General features: G+C 59.2%; 16 protein-coding genes. 14 read left to right on the forward strand and 2 right to left on the reverse strand.

The genetic code is table 11. The annotated features are described in order from the left end of the window. The first annotated feature begins 62 nt into the window (after positions 1 to 62). From ctaD to LCU97_RS19960, 3 genes are all read left to right on the forward strand, one after another. Complete coding sequence (gene ctaD, locus LCU97_RS19950; protein ID WP_053149536.1) at positions 63 to 1655, forward strand: cytochrome c oxidase subunit I; 1593 nt, start codon at positions 63 to 65, stop codon at positions 1653 to 1655. Between the two features lie 131 nt (positions 1656 to 1786). Beyond that, positions 1787 to 2338 carry a cytochrome c oxidase assembly protein gene (locus LCU97_RS19955; RefSeq protein WP_232777553.1) on the forward strand — a complete coding sequence of 184 codons (552 nt, stop codon included), beginning with the start codon at positions 1787 to 1789 and terminating at the stop codon, positions 2336 to 2338. A 24-nt stretch (positions 2339 to 2362) separates the two neighbouring features. Next, positions 2363 to 3250: a cytochrome c oxidase subunit 3 gene (locus LCU97_RS19960; RefSeq protein WP_053149528.1), complete on the forward strand. Its 888-nt coding sequence runs from the start codon at positions 2363 to 2365 to the stop codon at positions 3248 to 3250. 8 nt (positions 3251 to 3258) lie between these two features. On the opposite strand, the gene LCU97_RS19965 is transcribed toward LCU97_RS19960, so the two are convergent. After that, positions 3259 to 3462, reverse strand: a complete 204-nt coding sequence (locus tag LCU97_RS19965; RefSeq protein ID WP_232777554.1) for a twin transmembrane helix small protein — start codon at positions 3460 to 3462, stop codon at positions 3259 to 3261. A 70-nt stretch (positions 3463 to 3532) separates the two neighbouring features. Here LCU97_RS19965 and LCU97_RS19970 point away from each other — a divergent pair, with 70 nt between their 5' ends. The 9 genes from LCU97_RS19970 (at position 3533) to LCU97_RS20010 (ending at position 12189) form a co-directional block, all read left to right on the forward strand. After that, a complete protein-coding gene (locus tag LCU97_RS19970; RefSeq protein WP_232777555.1) occupies positions 3533 to 4270 on the forward strand; it encodes an SURF1 family protein in 738 nt (245 codons plus the stop codon). Continuing rightward, positions 4236 to 4829 carry a hypothetical protein gene (locus LCU97_RS19975; protein ID WP_053149519.1) on the forward strand — a complete coding sequence of 198 codons (594 nt, stop codon included), beginning with the start codon at positions 4236 to 4238 and terminating at the stop codon, positions 4827 to 4829. The genes LCU97_RS19970 and LCU97_RS19975 overlap by 35 nt, the downstream gene beginning before the upstream one ends. A 10-nt stretch (positions 4830 to 4839) precedes the next feature. Then, positions 4840 to 5919: a COX15/CtaA family protein gene (locus LCU97_RS19980; protein WP_232777556.1), complete on the forward strand. Its 1080-nt coding sequence runs from the start codon at positions 4840 to 4842 to the stop codon at positions 5917 to 5919. Continuing rightward, complete coding sequence (gene cyoE, locus LCU97_RS19985) at positions 5907 to 6806, forward strand: heme o synthase (protein WP_232777557.1); 900 nt, start codon at positions 5907 to 5909, stop codon at positions 6804 to 6806. Before LCU97_RS19980 ends, cyoE begins: the two co-directional genes overlap by 13 nt. Further along, positions 6803 to 7438, forward strand: a complete 636-nt coding sequence (locus LCU97_RS19990) for an SCO family protein (protein ID WP_232777558.1) — start codon at positions 6803 to 6805, stop codon at positions 7436 to 7438. Before cyoE ends, LCU97_RS19990 begins: the two co-directional genes overlap by 4 nt. 754 nt (positions 7439 to 8192) lie before the next feature. Continuing rightward, positions 8193 to 8555: a DUF6124 family protein gene (locus LCU97_RS19995; protein ID WP_232777559.1), complete on the forward strand. Its 363-nt coding sequence runs from the start codon at positions 8193 to 8195 to the stop codon at positions 8553 to 8555. A gap of 256 nt (positions 8556 to 8811) precedes the next feature. Continuing rightward, positions 8812 to 10449, forward strand: coding sequence for a restriction endonuclease (locus LCU97_RS20000; protein WP_232777560.1), 1638 nt, complete (start codon positions 8812 to 8814; stop codon positions 10447 to 10449). 488 nt (positions 10450 to 10937) lie between these two features. Beyond that, complete coding sequence (locus LCU97_RS20005) at positions 10938 to 11633, forward strand: DUF1963 domain-containing protein (protein ID WP_232777561.1); 696 nt, start codon at positions 10938 to 10940, stop codon at positions 11631 to 11633. A gap of 73 nt (positions 11634 to 11706) precedes the next feature. Continuing rightward, positions 11707 to 12189, forward strand: coding sequence for a hypothetical protein (locus tag LCU97_RS20010; protein ID WP_232777562.1), 483 nt, complete (start codon positions 11707 to 11709; stop codon positions 12187 to 12189). Positions 12190 to 12307: 118 nt separating this feature from the next. On the opposite strand, the gene LCU97_RS20015 is transcribed toward LCU97_RS20010, so the two are convergent. After that, positions 12308 to 13147 carry an SDR family oxidoreductase gene (locus LCU97_RS20015; RefSeq protein WP_232777563.1) on the reverse strand — a complete coding sequence of 280 codons (840 nt, stop codon included), beginning with the start codon at positions 13145 to 13147 and terminating at the stop codon, positions 12308 to 12310. An 86-nt stretch (positions 13148 to 13233) separates the two neighbouring features. Here LCU97_RS20015 and LCU97_RS20020 point away from each other — a divergent pair, with 86 nt between their 5' ends. Together LCU97_RS20020 and LCU97_RS20025 are read left to right on the forward strand one after the other, a co-directional pair. Continuing rightward, positions 13234 to 13644: a winged helix-turn-helix transcriptional regulator gene (locus LCU97_RS20020; protein ID WP_232777564.1), complete on the forward strand. Its 411-nt coding sequence runs from the start codon at positions 13234 to 13236 to the stop codon at positions 13642 to 13644. A 277-nt stretch (positions 13645 to 13921) separates the two neighbouring features. Then, positions 13922 to 14365, forward strand: coding sequence for an Lrp/AsnC family transcriptional regulator (locus LCU97_RS20025; protein WP_053149498.1), 444 nt, complete (start codon positions 13922 to 13924; stop codon positions 14363 to 14365). Positions 14366 to 14522 lie beyond the last annotated feature (157 nt).

The following is a 14522-nucleotide window of genomic DNA, read 5'->3' on the forward strand; positions in this document are numbered from 1 at the left end:
CGCAACCGGGCGGGGCTCGTTGCCCCGCGCCGTCCAGCCCATTCGTTCGAAGGAGACAGGACATGAGTGCTGTGATCGATGACCACGGTCATGCCGGCGCCGACCACGCCCACGGCCCCGCCAAGGGCCTGATGCGCTGGGTGCTGACCACCAACCACAAGGATATCGGCACGTTGTACCTGTGGTTTGCGTTCTCCATGTTCCTGTTGGGCGGCTCGTTCGCCATGGTGATCCGCGCCGAGCTGTTCCAGCCCGGCCTGCAGATCGTGCAGCCGGAATTCTTCAACCAGATGACCACCATGCATGGCCTGGTGATGGTCTTCGGCGCGGTGATGCCGGCGTTCGTCGGCCTCGCCAACTGGATGGTCCCGCTGATGATCGGCGCGCCGGACATGGCCCTGCCGCGCATGAACAACTTCAGCTTCTGGCTGTTGCCGGCGGCGTTCCTGATGCTGGTGTCGACCCTGTTCACCCCTGGCGGCGGGCCGAACTTCGGCTGGACCTTCTATGCGCCGCTGTCCACCACCTATGCGCCGGAAAGCGTGACGTTCTTCATCTTCGCCATCCACCTGATGGGCATCAGTTCGATCATGGGCGCGATCAACGTGATCGCCACCATCCTCAATCTGCGCGCCCCCGGCATGACCCTGATGAAGATGCCACTGTTCGTCTGGACCTGGCTGATCACCGCGTTCCTGCTGATCGCGGTGATGCCGGTTCTGGCCGGGTGCGTGACGATGATGCTGATGGACATCCACTTCGGCACCAGCTTCTTCAGTGCCGCCGGTGGCGGTGACCCGGTGCTGTTCCAGCACGTGTTCTGGTTCTTCGGCCACCCCGAGGTGTACATCATGATCCTGCCGGCCTTCGGCGCCGTCAGCTCGATCATTCCGGCGTTCTCGCGCAAGCCGCTGTTCGGCTACACCTCGATGGTCTACGCCACGGCGGCCATCGCGTTCCTGTCGTTCATCGTCTGGGCGCACCACATGTTCGTGGTGGGCATTCCGCTGGTGGGCGAGCTGTTCTTCATGTACGCGACCCTGCTGATCGCCGTGCCCACCGGGGTGAAAGTGTTCAACTGGGCCAGCACCATGTGGCAAGGCTCGCTGACCTTCGAGACACCGATGCTGTTTGCCGTGGCGTTCGTGATCCTGTTCACCATCGGTGGGTTCTCTGGATTGATGCTCGCCATCGCACCGGCGGACTTCCAGTACCAGGACACCTACTTCGTGGTCGCGCACTTCCACTACGTGCTGGTGCCCGGTGCGATCTTCGGGATCTTCGCCTCGGCCTACTACTGGCTGCCGAAATGGACCGGCCACATGTATGACGAAACCCTCGGCAAGCTGCACTTCTGGCTGTCCTTCGTGGGCATGAACCTGGCCTTCTTCCCGATGCACTTCGTGGGGCTGGCGGGCATGCCACGGCGGATTCCCGACTACAACCTGCAGTTCGCCGATTTCAACATGGTCTCGTCCATCGGCGCGTTCATGTTCGGCACCACGCAGATCTTCTTCCTGTTCATCGTGATCAAGACCATCCGCGGCGGCGAGCCAGCACCGGCCAAACCGTGGGATGGGGCTGAAGGGTTGGAGTGGAGCGTGCCGTCACCGGCGCCGTATCACACGTTTACCACGCCGCCGGAAGTGAAATGAGATGACTCAGAGGCCCCGTGTGGGAGCGGGCTTGCTCGCGAATCAGACGACGCGGTCTAACAGAAACACCGCGTCATCGTTCTTCGCGAGCAAGCCCGCTCCCACAGGGTTCGGTGCAAGGAGCCGCGTCCATGGCTGATTCAATTTCGATGAAGAAACTCGTCACCCGCCTGATGATCGTGGTGGTGGCGATGTTCGTCTTCGGGTTTGCCCTGGTGCCGATCTACGACGTGATGTGCAAGGCGTTCGGCATCAACGGCAAGACCGGCGGACAGTACGAAGGCGAGCAGACCGTCGACGAGTCGCGGCAGGTGCGCGTGCAGTTCCTGTCGACCAACGCCGTGGACATGGTCTGGGACTTCTACCCCAGAGGCGATGAGCTGGTGGTCAAGCCCGGGGCGGTGAACGAAATGGTCTTCGTGGCCCACAACCCCACCGACCGGCCGATGAGCGCCCAGGCTGTGCCGAGCATTTCACCGAGCAACGCGGCGGCCTATTTCCACAAGACCGAATGCTTTTGTTTTACCCAGCAAGTGCTGCAACCCGGCGAACGCATCGAAATGCCTATGCGCTTCATCGTTGACCGGGACATGCCCAAGGAAGTGAAGCACCTGACGCTGTCCTACACGCTGTTCGATATCACCGCTCGTCATCCACCGGTGGCTCAAAACACTGAACGATAGCGTGCCCGATAAGGAGAACAATAAATGGCAACTCATGAGCACTATTACGTTCCGGCCCAGAGCAAGTGGCCGATCATCGCCACGGTCGGGATGTTCGTCACGGTGTATGGCCTGGCGACCTGGTTCAACGACCTGAAAGCCGCGCGCCCGGACTCCCACGGCCCGCTGATCTTTTTCGTCGGTGGCCTGTTGCTCGCCTACATGCTCTTCGGTTGGTTCGGCGCGGTCATCAAGGAAAGCCGCGCTGGCCTGTACAGCGCGCAGCTCGACCGCTCGTTCCGCTGGGGCATGAGCTGGTTCATCTTTTCCGAAGTGATGTTCTTCATCGCATTCTTCGGCGCCCTGTTCTATGTGCGCATGGTGTCGGCGCCGGGCCTGGCCGGCGAAGGCAGCAAGGGCCTGTCGGAGATGCTCTGGCCGAACTTCGAATACGTCTGGCCGCTGCTGAACAACCCCGATCCGAAACTCTTCCCGCCGCCCAAGGACGTGATCAGCCCCTGGGGCCTGCCGCTGCTCAACACCGTGTTGCTGGTCAGCTCCAGCGTCACCGTGACCATCGCCCACCATGCCCTGAAGAAAGGCCATCGCGGCGCGTTGAAACTCTGGCTGGCGATCACCGTGCTACTGGGGTGCGCGTTCCTGGGCTTCCAGGCCGAGGAATACATCCACGCCTATAAAGAGCTGGGCCTGACGTTGGGTTCGGGGATCTACGGTGCGACGTTCTTCATGCTCACCGGTTTTCATGGGGCCCACGTGACCATCGGCACGATCATCCTGTTCGTGATGCTGATGCGCATCATGCGCGGGCACTTCGACAACGAGCACCAGTTCGGCTTCGAGGCCGCGAGCTGGTACTGGCACTTCGTCGATGTGGTGTGGATCGGCTTGTTCATCTTTGTTTACGTGCTCTGAAACAGCCGTCACCAAGGCACGTGAGACACCAACTGGCCGCTGAAGAAACCCCAGGCGATCAAGCCGACGGTGACAGCGGCCAGGCTGACCCGCACCGCCAGGGCGATGACCAGGCGATTGGAATCGCTTTCGTCCTTGACCAGAAAAAACAGGCCACTGAACAGGCTGGCAATCGTGGCAATCAGCATCAGGACGATGGCTGCTTTGAGCATCAGGAACACTCCGGGGGGACGCGATGCACGTGAGTATAGCTATCCCGTTGAACCGCTTTCGGACGGCGCCATGAAGGGCTTCCGGCCGGGCATCGTGCCGTCTTTGGTGGTGGCCGTGCTAGTGCCGGTGATGGTGTGCCTGGGGTTCTGGCAACTGGGCCGGGGCGAACAGAAACGCATGCTCATGGAGAACTATGCCGAGCGCCGCGTAGCGCCGCCGCTGGACAGCACCGAGCTGCAGCACACCGCCGACCCGGCGTTTCGTCCGGTGCAGCTCAACGGCCAGTTCGACGCCGAGCACAGCATCCTGTTGGACAACCGCCAGCACGACGGCAAGGTCGGCGTCGAACTGCTCCAGCCGTTCCTCGATCACGCCAGTGGCCTGTGGCTGCTGGTTAATCGCGGCTGGCTGCCGTGGCCCGATCGCCGCACCCCGCCGGTCTTCGACACCCCCGAACGCCCCGTCAGCCTGCAGGCCTGGGTCTACGTCGCGCCGGGCGCCACCTTCCAGCTGCACGCCGACCCGACCAACGCGCCCTGGCCACGCCTGGTCACGGCCATCGAACCGGAAAAGCTCTGGGCCGAACTGGGCCGCAGCGGTTTCGCCTATGAACTGCGCCAGCAAAGCGGCCCCGGTGCCTACCGCACCGACTGGCCGGTGGTGAGCATGGGCCCGGAAAAACACCTCGGTTATGCCGTGCAGTGGTTCGCCATGGCGACGGCACTGTTCGGCCTTTTTCTTTATCTCGGATGGCATAACGCAGGGAGACACCATGGGAAGCGCCATGAATCCAACCAACACGTCTGAGGCACCCTCGGCCCACAGCCGCCGCAAGGGACGCCTGCAATTGCTGCTGATTGTGTTCGGGGTCGTCGGCCCGATGATCCTCGCCACCGGCATGTATAAATTCCAGTTCTGGGTGCCCGACAGCCGCAGCTACCACGGCGAACTGATCGGCACCGGCCAGACCCGCGCCGAGATCGGCGTGCAGGCCGATGAAAAGCGCTGGCAGCTCCTCGTCACGGCGCCCAAGGACTGTTCCGTAGACTGCCGGCAACTGGTCTATCTTGCCCGCCAAGTGCAGATCGGCCTCGGTCGCGATGCCTCCCGCGCCAGCCACGCCCTGGCCATCGCCCAGCCGCTGGATGCCGAGTACGACGCCCAACTGCAACGCGAATACCCGCAACTGCAACGCTACCCACTGGACCTGCCCGCCTATGAAAAAGGCGCTCAGGGCTCCGGCGGCGCCCAGCTGTGGATCATCGACCCCCACAGTAACCTGGTGCTGCGCTACGACGCCCGCGTCAAAGGCAAAGACCTGCTCAACGACCTGCGCCACTTGCTGAAACTGTCGAACATCGGATGAGGGCATCGACATGGCCAAACCAGGATTTCGCCTCGCGCTGTTTGCCACATTGCTGGCACTGATCGTCGTATTGCTGGGCGCCTACACCCGACTGACCCACGCCGGCCTCGGTTGCCCGGACTGGCCCGGTTGCTACGGGTTCATCAGCGTGCCCAAGAGCGAAGCCCAACTGGCCCATGCCGAGCTGCATTTCCCCGACACCCCAGTGGAAGCCCACAAGGGCTGGAACGAGATGGTCCATCGTTATTTCGCCGGCGCGCTGGGCTTGATGATCGTAGCGTTGGCGGCACGGTCCTGGATGAACCGCCATCGCCCGGGCCAGCCGCTGAAGCTGCCACTGTTTCTGCTGGCGGTGGTGTTCGCCCAGGCGGCGTTCGGCATGTGGACGGTGACGCTCAAGCTCTGGCCGCAAGTCGTCACCGGACATCTGCTGGGTGGGTTCGCCACCTTGAGCCTGCTGTTCCTGCTCACCTTGAGATTGTCCGGCGTACTGCCGGCGCTGACCGTGCCCAAGCGCCTGCAACACTGGGCCACCGCCGGGCTGCTGCTGGTGATCGGCCAGATCGCCCTCGGCGGTTGGGTCAGCTCCAACTACGCCGCCGTGGCCTGCATCGATTTCCCCACCTGCCACGGCCAATGGCTGCCACCGGCGGACTTTGCCAACGGCTTTCACCTGACCCAGCACATCGGCCCGAACTACCTGGGCGGGCAACTCGATAGCGACGCCCGCACCGCCATCCACCTGACCCACCGCATCGGCGCGTTGCTGGTGACGCTGGTGTTGCTCGGGCTGGCCTGGCAGTTGAAAAGAGTGGGCATGACCCGCTTGGCAGGGCTGGTGCTGATTGCTCTGGCCGCGCAAATCACCCTGGGCATCAGCAACGTGCTGTTCCACCTGCCGCTGCCGGTCGCCGTCGCCCACAACGCTGGGGGCGCCGCGCTGCTGCTGACTCTGGTGCTGGTCAACTATCACGCCCGCACCAGCCTGGTCCGGGTCAAGCATCAGGTCCCGCTGCGCTGGCGGTTCAACCCGCATAAACACGGCGTCGCCCCCATCACGATAAAAGGAGAGATGCCATGGCAACCTTGACCGGTGAACGCCACAGCCAGGCGATCTGGCGCGATTACCTGGAGCTGACCAAACCCAAGGTCGTGGTGCTGATGCTGATCACCTCCCTGGTGGGCATGTTCCTCGCCACCCGCGCCGGCGTACCGTGGACGGTGCTGGTGTTCGGCAACCTGGGCATCGCCTTGTGTGCCGGCGGCGCGGCGGCGGTTAACCATGTGGTGGACCGGCGCATCGACGCAGTGATGGCCCGCACCCATAAACGCCCCCTGGCCGAAGGCCGCGTCTCCCCCGCCGCCGCCTTGACCTTCGCCCTGGCGTTGGCCGTGGCCGGGCAAGCGCTGCTATTGGCCTTCACCAACCCGCTGACCGCCTGGCTGACCCTGGCATCCTTGCTCGGTTACGCGGTGGTCTACACCGGCTTCCTCAAGCGGGCCACGCCGCAAAACATCGTCATCGGCGGCCTCGCCGGCGCCGCCCCGCCGCTGCTGGGTTGGGTCGCCGCCACCGGCCACGTCAGCGCCGAACCGCTGTTGCTGGTGCTGATCATCTTCGCCTGGACCCCGCCGCACTTCTGGGCCCTGGCGATCCACCGCAAAGAGGAATACGCCAAGGCCGACATCCCGATGCTGCCGGTGACCCACGGCGAGCACTACACCAAAATCCATATCCTGCTCTACACCCTGGTGCTGCTGGCGGTGAGCCTGATGCCCTTCGTGATCCAGATGAGCGGCTTGCTCTACCTGATTTGCGCCCTGGTACTCGGCGCCCGGTTCCTGCAATGGGCCGTGGTGTTGTACCGTGGCAGTCGGCCGCACGCGGCGATCAACACCTTCAAGTACTCTATCTACTACTTGTTCCTGCTGTTCATCGCCCTGCTTGTCGATCACTACCTATTGTTGAGCCTATGACCCGAACCCAGAAAACCGTCTTCATCCTCGTGGCCGTGATCGCGCTGATCCTCGGCCTGACCATCAACAAGGTGCTGACCGGCAAAGGCCAGGGCGACCAAACGGCCCTGATCGACGCCGGCATCATCCTGCTGCCGCAAAGCCGCACCCTGCCGAACGTGAAAATGACCGACCAGGACGGCCAGCCCGTGGCCGTGAACGCGTTGAAAGACAAATGGAGCCTGCTGTTCTTCGGCTACACCTTCTGCCCGGACATCTGCCCCACCACCCTCGCCCAACTGCGCCAGATCAAAAGCGAGTTGCCGCCCGAGGCGGTGAACAACCTGCAAATCGTCCTGGTCAGCGTCGACCCGAACCGCGACACGCCCAAACAACTCAAGCAGTACCTGGGCTACTTCGATCCCCAATTCAAAGGCCTGACCCCTTCCTCCATCGAAGACCTGCAAAAACTCGCCAACGCCGTGAGCATTCCCTTCATCCCGGCGGACACCAGCAAGCCCAACTACACGGTGGATCACAGCGGCAACCTCGCCGTCATCGGCCCGGACGGCAGCCAACGCGGCTTTATCCGTGCGCCGCTGAACAACCAGAAACTGGTGGCGCAGTTGCCGGAGATGCTCAAGCGCAAATAGCACCCCCAGGGCATGCCGCTCAACCAAGCCATGCCGATCCCTTGTGGTGAGAAAATTCATTGTTGTAGGGAACCTCATTGTGGCGAGGGGATTTATCCCCGCTGGGCTGCGCAGCAGCACCCCAAAAGCTGAATGCGATCTACATGGCACAACGCGATGGCCGGGTTCAGGGCGAGGGGCGAGAGACTTCAGCTCCCAATCTCTCTGTGGGAGCGGGCTTGCTCGCGAAAGCGGCGGGTCAGCTTGCATCAATATTGAATGTGCCGCCCTGTTCGCGAGCAAGCCTGCTCCCACACCGGATGCTGGTGAACACAGTCTCTGCAACAGCCCCCAATCCCGGTGGGAGCGAGCCTGCTCGCGATGAAATCGACACGGTTCCAGACCAAACCAAGTCCCCCGCATCGCCGATAAACCCGGTTCCTACAGCCCCCACCTACACACCTCCACCAACCCACGAATCCTTGCGCCTTTGCCTACAACTGCGCCAGAATCCGCCCGCTTGTGCGCCTTGTCCCTGGGTTCTATTGTCGTTCCTGCCACTGCCCATCAGTGGTCGGGTTTAGTAGCTCGGATGACATCCCGGTTGCATGAGTCTCATCAGTCAGGCGTTCGCCTGCACTTGATGGTGGCTGTGCGCATGGCGCCCTCGGGCGCGCCGGTTTTAGGTATGTCACCGGTCTACTAACCTGCGCACAGCCGCCACCCTATCGTTTAGTAGCGGGATGGTTGCGGCCTCATTGAGGACGACATACCTATGTTCAAAGTAACGCCAAACCCACCAGAAACAGACCCCACCACACAATCCGCAAAAGCCAGAGCCAAGAAGCAAGAAGAAACCACCAAACGCGTGCTCGATCACTACTTGCTGCCGAAGCCGGATCAATCCAAAGACGAACCGAAACCGGGGCAGGTTTTCAGCGTTGTGAAGGGACTCGATAACGAATGTTTGCTCGCTAACCTCAGTGAAACGCTGGCTTCGGCCGATGCGATGGTGAGTGATCTGGCGTTTGATCTGGATGGATCGAGGCGTCATTTGGCGCTGGGGATTCAGCAGATGATTGAGCTGAGTTCGTTGTTGGCGAATCGGGTGTTGGATAACGTGGAGCCGGGGCGGTAAACAAACATCCCAAAAAACCTGGCGCTCTGCGCCAGGTTTTGGTGCGTTCATCCATAGATGCAAACAAGTGACCTCCAAATAAAAGCTCGTCCAGCAGCAATCTTACCCCGCTTGCCATACTGTCCTTTATCTAGCGAAAGGCTGTAGCGGCCAGAAGCGGTCACTTTAACTCGCACGCTGGTAGCAAAGTTCGAAGCGCTCTTGTTCACCGCTGCACTTCTTTTGATACCATCACGCCATCAGTAAGGAGACAAGCATGGCCAATCGGAGCGGATTCGAAAAGGTGATCCGAGCAATTGCTCGGGAGACAGCCAAGCAGCAGCGGCTGAACGAGTCGGAACGTCGCGCTGCACTGCGTGCCTCTGAACGCGCTGAACGTCAGCGGCTCAGAGCGCAGGCAGTTCGCGAGCGTGACCAAGCACGATATGACCGACAATCTGAGCGAGCCGCTAAACAAAACTACATAGAGTTTCGTGAGCAAGAGGTTCGTGACGGTAACGCAACCATTCTGTCCTGGATAGATGGATTACAATCCATCTTATCGTCAGCGCTGATGGTTGATGACACTGTCACATTCGACTCACTTCGTATCACTGACAATCCGCCGCCATTCGCACCAGCAAAATCTTTAACAACCGCAATTGAGGGCCCAGCACTGCAACTCTTTACCTCCAAAGTTGCTCCCTTGCCTTGGTATCTTTCACTGATACCGAAGTTTAAAGTAAGGCATGCCGATCAGTTGAGAGCCGCTAAGGAAAGATTTCAATTAAGCGAGGAAGAGCATAAAGCCCAGGAAGCACAGCGTCTACAAATGCTGAAGAGCGCGCGAGAGACCTATGAACGTGGCGTGTCGGCGTTCCTTGAGAAAAAAGCGCTCCGGGACTCTGAAGTCGACGCCTTCCGCTACTCGTACTATGAAGGAGACTCCGAATCAATTGTCGCTTATTGCAGCATGGTCTTGGAGAAGTCCGATTATCCAGAAGGGTTCCCGCAAAATTTCTCTTTGGCGTTCCTGCCTGAATCGAAACAGCTTGTAGTGGAATACGAGTTGCCCACCTCGGATATAATTCCTGAGGTGGCCGAGTATCGTTACATAAAATCGAAAGACGAGGTCTCCACTAAACAGCGCAAGCCAGCTGAGATCAAATCGTTATATGCGGACCTTATCGCAAGCCTTGCACTCAGGTGCCTTTATGAGCTTTTCGAGGCAGACCAAGGAGAATTCATAGAGGTCTGCTGTTTCAACGGTTATGTGAACACCATTGATCCCGCAACTGGCCGGGGGGTGCAACCTCATCTAGTGTCTGTGCGCACCACGCGTGAAACGTTTATGGAGATCGATCTTACGCGCGTGGATCGTGCTGCGTGTCTACGAAACCTCGGTGCACATGTCTCACGGTCCCCAAGCGAAGCGCAACCGGTTAGACCAATTATTGAATTCAACATGGTCGACAAGCGTTTTGTGGATCAGCAGGATCTGGCCTCAAATCTCAGTTCAGCAACAAATTTAATGGATCTCAACCCCTATGAGTTTGAAGCGCTGGTGGCAAATCTATTCGGAAAAATGGGATTAGAGTCGAAGCTAACCAGGTCATCGCGAGACGGAGGAGTCGATTGCATTGCTTACGATCCTCGTCCTGTATTAGGCGGAAAGGTAGTTATCCAAGCAAAGCGCTACAAGCACACAGTTGGCGTTTCAGCAGTCAGGGATCTTTATGGAACCATGATGAATGAGGGGGCCAATAAGGGAATTTTGGTCACGACAAGCGGTTACGGCCCCGACGCGTTTGAGTTCGCGAAGGACAAGCCCATCGAACTCATCGAGGGTGGTGGGCTGCTTTTCCTCCTCCAAGAAATTGGCATTGAAGCGCGAATTTTGATGCCTGCGGAGTGACCAAAAATTACCAAAACACTGTATTCAAGGATTGGGGCCTAGACTTCTGTGCATCACCGGATGCGCAGCATCCAAGCGCATGCCTTAGAGCAATAAGGGGACAGATTTATTTTCCGTAGCTTTCCCCTTCAAAAGCATTCGCATGAATGCTTGCTCCTGCTTCCCCACCTTCTGTGGGCCAAGCCAGGACCTGAGCACTGCACCTCCATCACGACTTTGCCTACAGCTGCACCAGAATCCGCCGGCTTTGCAGCTTTGCCCTCGGACGCTATCGTTTCCTTACCGCTGGCCGAGCCAGTATCGATGACACTCAGGTACGCTAGGAGCCCTCGGGAAAGTCATTGGCCCGGGGAGTGGAGGAGGGCCCACCCTTTATCCGTAAAGGACGCTAATGCAGCCTAGCCTGGGCAGAAAAGCGCTGCTATCCATTTCGAACACTGCCAATCTGCGGCCTTAATACCTGTAGTAAAAAGGAGATTCACATCGCCATGGAAATCCAGGAAATCAAGCAACGCCTGGCCCGCCCCGCCGTGAAGCTCATTGCCGGCGGCTTTCGTCCTGCCGGCACCGACGAAGAAAGCTGGATGGGCAACGTCTTCCTGTTCCGGCCTGATGAAAGTGTACCCACCAATCAGGCGGGGCAACCGTTGCTCCCCTATGCGCAGTTTTACCTGCCTGCCCTGCCCATCCACAGCCCGCTGCTGGCGGGAGTTCGTATATTGACGGTGTTCATCTCAAACCCGTTCCCCGAGCACTTTGAGCCCATGGGGAATAATTGGGTCATCCGCGAATATGGGCCGGATGATGTGTTGGTGCGCAAGTCTTTGCCGGTGGCAGGTACATTCCTCAAACCCTTCCCACTGACAGCGCAAGCGGTGCCGGAGGACTTTCCACTGTGGGATGGCGGTGGTGTCCCGGAGGACCTTGAGCAAGCAATCCTCAGGTTGGAACGCGCGGGCGAGATACAGAGCTATTACGACTTGATCACCCACACCTACGAACACAAAATCGGCGGTTACCCTTCGTTTTGCCAGTCGGGTGTTAATCCGGGTGAAGGGTTCGAGTTTGTGTTCCAGATCTCATCGGACGCGAAGATCAATCTGAATGTGGTCGACAGTGGGAGCCTGATGTTCTGGAAGCACAACGAAACTGGGGACTGGGCGCTTTATTACGACTTTTACTAGGAATAGGGGAACAGATTTATTTTCAGAAAATAAATCCCCTTTTTGTCCATCGCTGATCCTCAAAGGAAGATGTATGGCAACCGCACTGCATACCGGGACGCACGCCGGCTATAGCACTCTTGACTGGAACGATGGATACGACGTTAACCTGGGCGACCTCATTCGCCAGCTTCCTCAGCTCGTACGTGGCCGTTATGTGGCAATTGCTGCGTCGGATAGCGAGCCCTATAACCTTAGCGCTGCTGAGATTGCTAGCGGATGGCAACGTATAGGTGACTTGGCGATCAGCCCGATCATTACGGATATCGCTCAGCTGCCCACACCGGGCTTTGATGAGTGGTATGTTTTTGAGCGCTTACCTGATCAGGTAAGGCTCTCCAAATTTAGCAGCGCTATCGCATTTCAACCGTTCGGAGAGAGCGATAAGGTCGACGAGTTCTGGTCACAAATTGAAGATTTACAACCAGTACATGCTCTGCTTGGCGGCTGTAGCCTCTTACTGATAACTCAAGACGCCGCAATACATGAGAACGTACTTACGTTCTATTCAACCTAAGCGCTGAGGCGATGTCTTGCACAGATCTGCAGGAATAAGGGGATAGCGCCGTCAGCACTGCGTGCCGGTTGATGTCGGTCGGCACGCGTGTCCATTGTCCTGGCCTTGGTTTGGCCGCTTAACCCAAAGACTCCCCAACCGGCGTAGTCCCCCGCCCAATCAACCGCCCCAGCACCCCACTCTCATCAAACAACGCCCCTTTCGCCGCCGCCGCATCAGAATCCGCCAGCAACGCCGCCAACCCCGCCGGCAACCCGACACTGATCAACACCCCCTCAAACTCAGCCTGCGGCAAATTCTGATAAACCACCGGCTTACCGGTTTTCTCGCTGATCAACGCAGCCAGTTCGGTCAAGGTGTAGCTGCTGTTCCCCGCCAGTTCATAGACTTTTCCCGCCTGCCCTTCAGTGGTCAGTACCACCGCTGCGGCTTGGGCGTAGTCGGCACGGGGCGCCGAGCTGATGCGGCCCTCGCCAGCGCTGCCGAGCAGGACGCCATGTTCCACGGCGCTCGGTACGTTCGCCAGGTAGTTTTCGGTGTACCAGCCGTTGCGCAGCAATACGTGGGGCACGCCCGAGGCTTTCAAGGCGGCTTCGGTATCGCGGTGTTCAGCGGCCAAGCCCAGGGTGGAGGTGTCGGCGTGCAGGACGCTGGTGTAGGCCAGCAGCGTGACACCCGCGGCCTTGGCGGCATCGATCACGGCGCGGTGTTGGGCGGCGCGGCTGCCCAGTTCATTGGAGGAGATCAACAGCAATTTATCGACGCCGTTGAGCGCGGCGGTCAAGGTGGCCGGTTGGTTGTAGTCGGCGGTGCGTACCACCACACCCTGTGCGGCCAGGTCCTGGACTTTGCCGGGGTCTCGGACCAGGGCGACGATTTGCTCGGCGGGCACACGTTCAAGCAGGGACTGGATAACGAGACGGCCCAGTTGGCCGGAGGCTCCGGTGATGGCGATCATGACAAATACCTTGATGGGGAAAGGACGAAAAGCCATCCTAGGGACCAAGGTAACTTTTTGTAAGTACGTACATAAAGGTAAGTATCGTGGACACAGCCACCGGAAATTCCGAGTCGTTCAGCGCCGCTGTTCGACGCGGCGATGTACTGAGCGCCGACTGCCCTTCTCGTGAAGTCCTCAAGCACATGACTAGCCGCTGGGGCGTGCTGGTGCTGGTCATGCTGCTGGACGGAATGCATCGCTTCAGCGAGCTGCGCCGCAAGATCGGCGGGGTCAGTGAGAAAATGCTGTCGCAGACGTTGCAGGAGCTTGAAGCGGATGGGTTGATCAACCGCAAGTCGCTGCCGGTTGTGCCGCCGCATGTGGAATACCGCTTGACGCCGTTGGGTCTGGAGGCGGCGGAGCATCTTGAGGTGATGGTGAATTGGATTGAGGAGAAGCTTCCTCAGATTATGGCGGTGCGGCGGAGTCGGTTAGGAGGTGAGGTGGAGGGGTGATTGGGCTGCTCGGCGGGGAGGCCTTTGCCTATCCACATGATGATGCCCAATTCGGTACTTTTCATCCTGTACGCGTCCAGCTATAAAGCCATTGCGTTGTCCAAGGTGACACAAGACATTTCGCTTAAAACCAATTAGCTATGCATCTTGATACATGCTTTATAACCAGGCTGGCCTTGGTCAAATAGGGATGTTCGCACCGCGGGTAGGGACATAGTTCCAGGACGGACGGCGGGATTCTTATGAAGAGCGAAACCACACGGAAACATAAGTGAGCATGATGCCAGACCTCGACAGCACCGACTTAAAGATCCTCGAAATCCTCACTGCGGACGCACGCACCAGTATTTCGGACATCGCTCGCCGAGTGCACAAGTCTCGGACTGCCGTCGAAGCGCGGGTCGCCCGGATGGAAGCACAGGGGCCCATTCTTGGGTATACCACGCGCCTCGCCGCGCCAACGAATGAAGCACCTTGTCACACCGCGTTCATGCAGTTCACCCACACCCGTCCAAATCTGTGCGCTCAGGTGTGGGACTACATCAAAGACAAGCCTGGAGTAATCGAAGCATTCTCACTGTTCGGCGACGTCGATTTGCTCGTGCGCTACGACCATACCCACATCAGCAACATGATTGAGTTCAAGGAAAGCGCTCTGGCTACCGGACTGGTGAAAAGCGTGACCATTATGCCGGTGTTGCGACATTGGCCGGAGCAGTAACCGGCACCGTCCAAACGCGTAACTGTGGGCAAGTGGCTCTAATAAGCTGTATCGCAAGGCTCAGCAGGTCGTCGCTGAAGGATTCAGCGACCTGGTGGTGATGCCCAAGTGATACGAGCAACACCGCACACCGCTCGGGCCTGTTGGATATTCAATG

The organism is Pseudomonas uvaldensis (assembly GCF_021271205.1).
Lineage (GTDB): Bacteria > Pseudomonadota > Gammaproteobacteria > Pseudomonadales > Pseudomonadaceae > Aquipseudomonas > Aquipseudomonas uvaldensis.

Coding starts and splice junctions, on each gene's coding strand:
- ctaD (WP_053149536.1), top strand. CDS start 63: ATGAGTGCTGTGATCGATGACCACGGTCATGCCGGCGCCGACCACGCC.
- LCU97_RS19955 (WP_232777553.1), top strand. CDS start 1,787: ATGGCTGATTCAATTTCGATGAAGAAACTCGTCACCCGCCTGATGATC.
- LCU97_RS19960 (WP_053149528.1), top strand. CDS start 2,363: ATGGCAACTCATGAGCACTATTACGTTCCGGCCCAGAGCAAGTGGCCG.
- LCU97_RS19965 (WP_232777554.1), bottom strand. CDS start 3,462: ATGCTCAAAGCAGCCATCGTCCTGATGCTGATTGCCACGATTGCCAGC.
- LCU97_RS19970 (WP_232777555.1), top strand. CDS start 3,533: ATGAAGGGCTTCCGGCCGGGCATCGTGCCGTCTTTGGTGGTGGCCGTG.
- LCU97_RS19975 (WP_053149519.1), top strand. CDS start 4,236: ATGGGAAGCGCCATGAATCCAACCAACACGTCTGAGGCACCCTCGGCC.
- LCU97_RS19980 (WP_232777556.1), top strand. CDS start 4,840: ATGGCCAAACCAGGATTTCGCCTCGCGCTGTTTGCCACATTGCTGGCA.
- cyoE (WP_232777557.1), top strand. CDS start 5,907: ATGGCAACCTTGACCGGTGAACGCCACAGCCAGGCGATCTGGCGCGAT.
- LCU97_RS19990 (WP_232777558.1), top strand. CDS start 6,803: ATGACCCGAACCCAGAAAACCGTCTTCATCCTCGTGGCCGTGATCGCG.
- LCU97_RS19995 (WP_232777559.1), top strand. CDS start 8,193: ATGTTCAAAGTAACGCCAAACCCACCAGAAACAGACCCCACCACACAA.
- LCU97_RS20000 (WP_232777560.1), top strand. CDS start 8,812: ATGGCCAATCGGAGCGGATTCGAAAAGGTGATCCGAGCAATTGCTCGG.
- LCU97_RS20005 (WP_232777561.1), top strand. CDS start 10,938: ATGGAAATCCAGGAAATCAAGCAACGCCTGGCCCGCCCCGCCGTGAAG.
- LCU97_RS20010 (WP_232777562.1), top strand. CDS start 11,707: ATGGCAACCGCACTGCATACCGGGACGCACGCCGGCTATAGCACTCTT.
- LCU97_RS20015 (WP_232777563.1), bottom strand. CDS start 13,147: ATGATCGCCATCACCGGAGCCTCCGGCCAACTGGGCCGTCTCGTTATC.
- LCU97_RS20025 (WP_053149498.1), top strand. CDS start 13,922: ATGATGCCAGACCTCGACAGCACCGACTTAAAGATCCTCGAAATCCTC.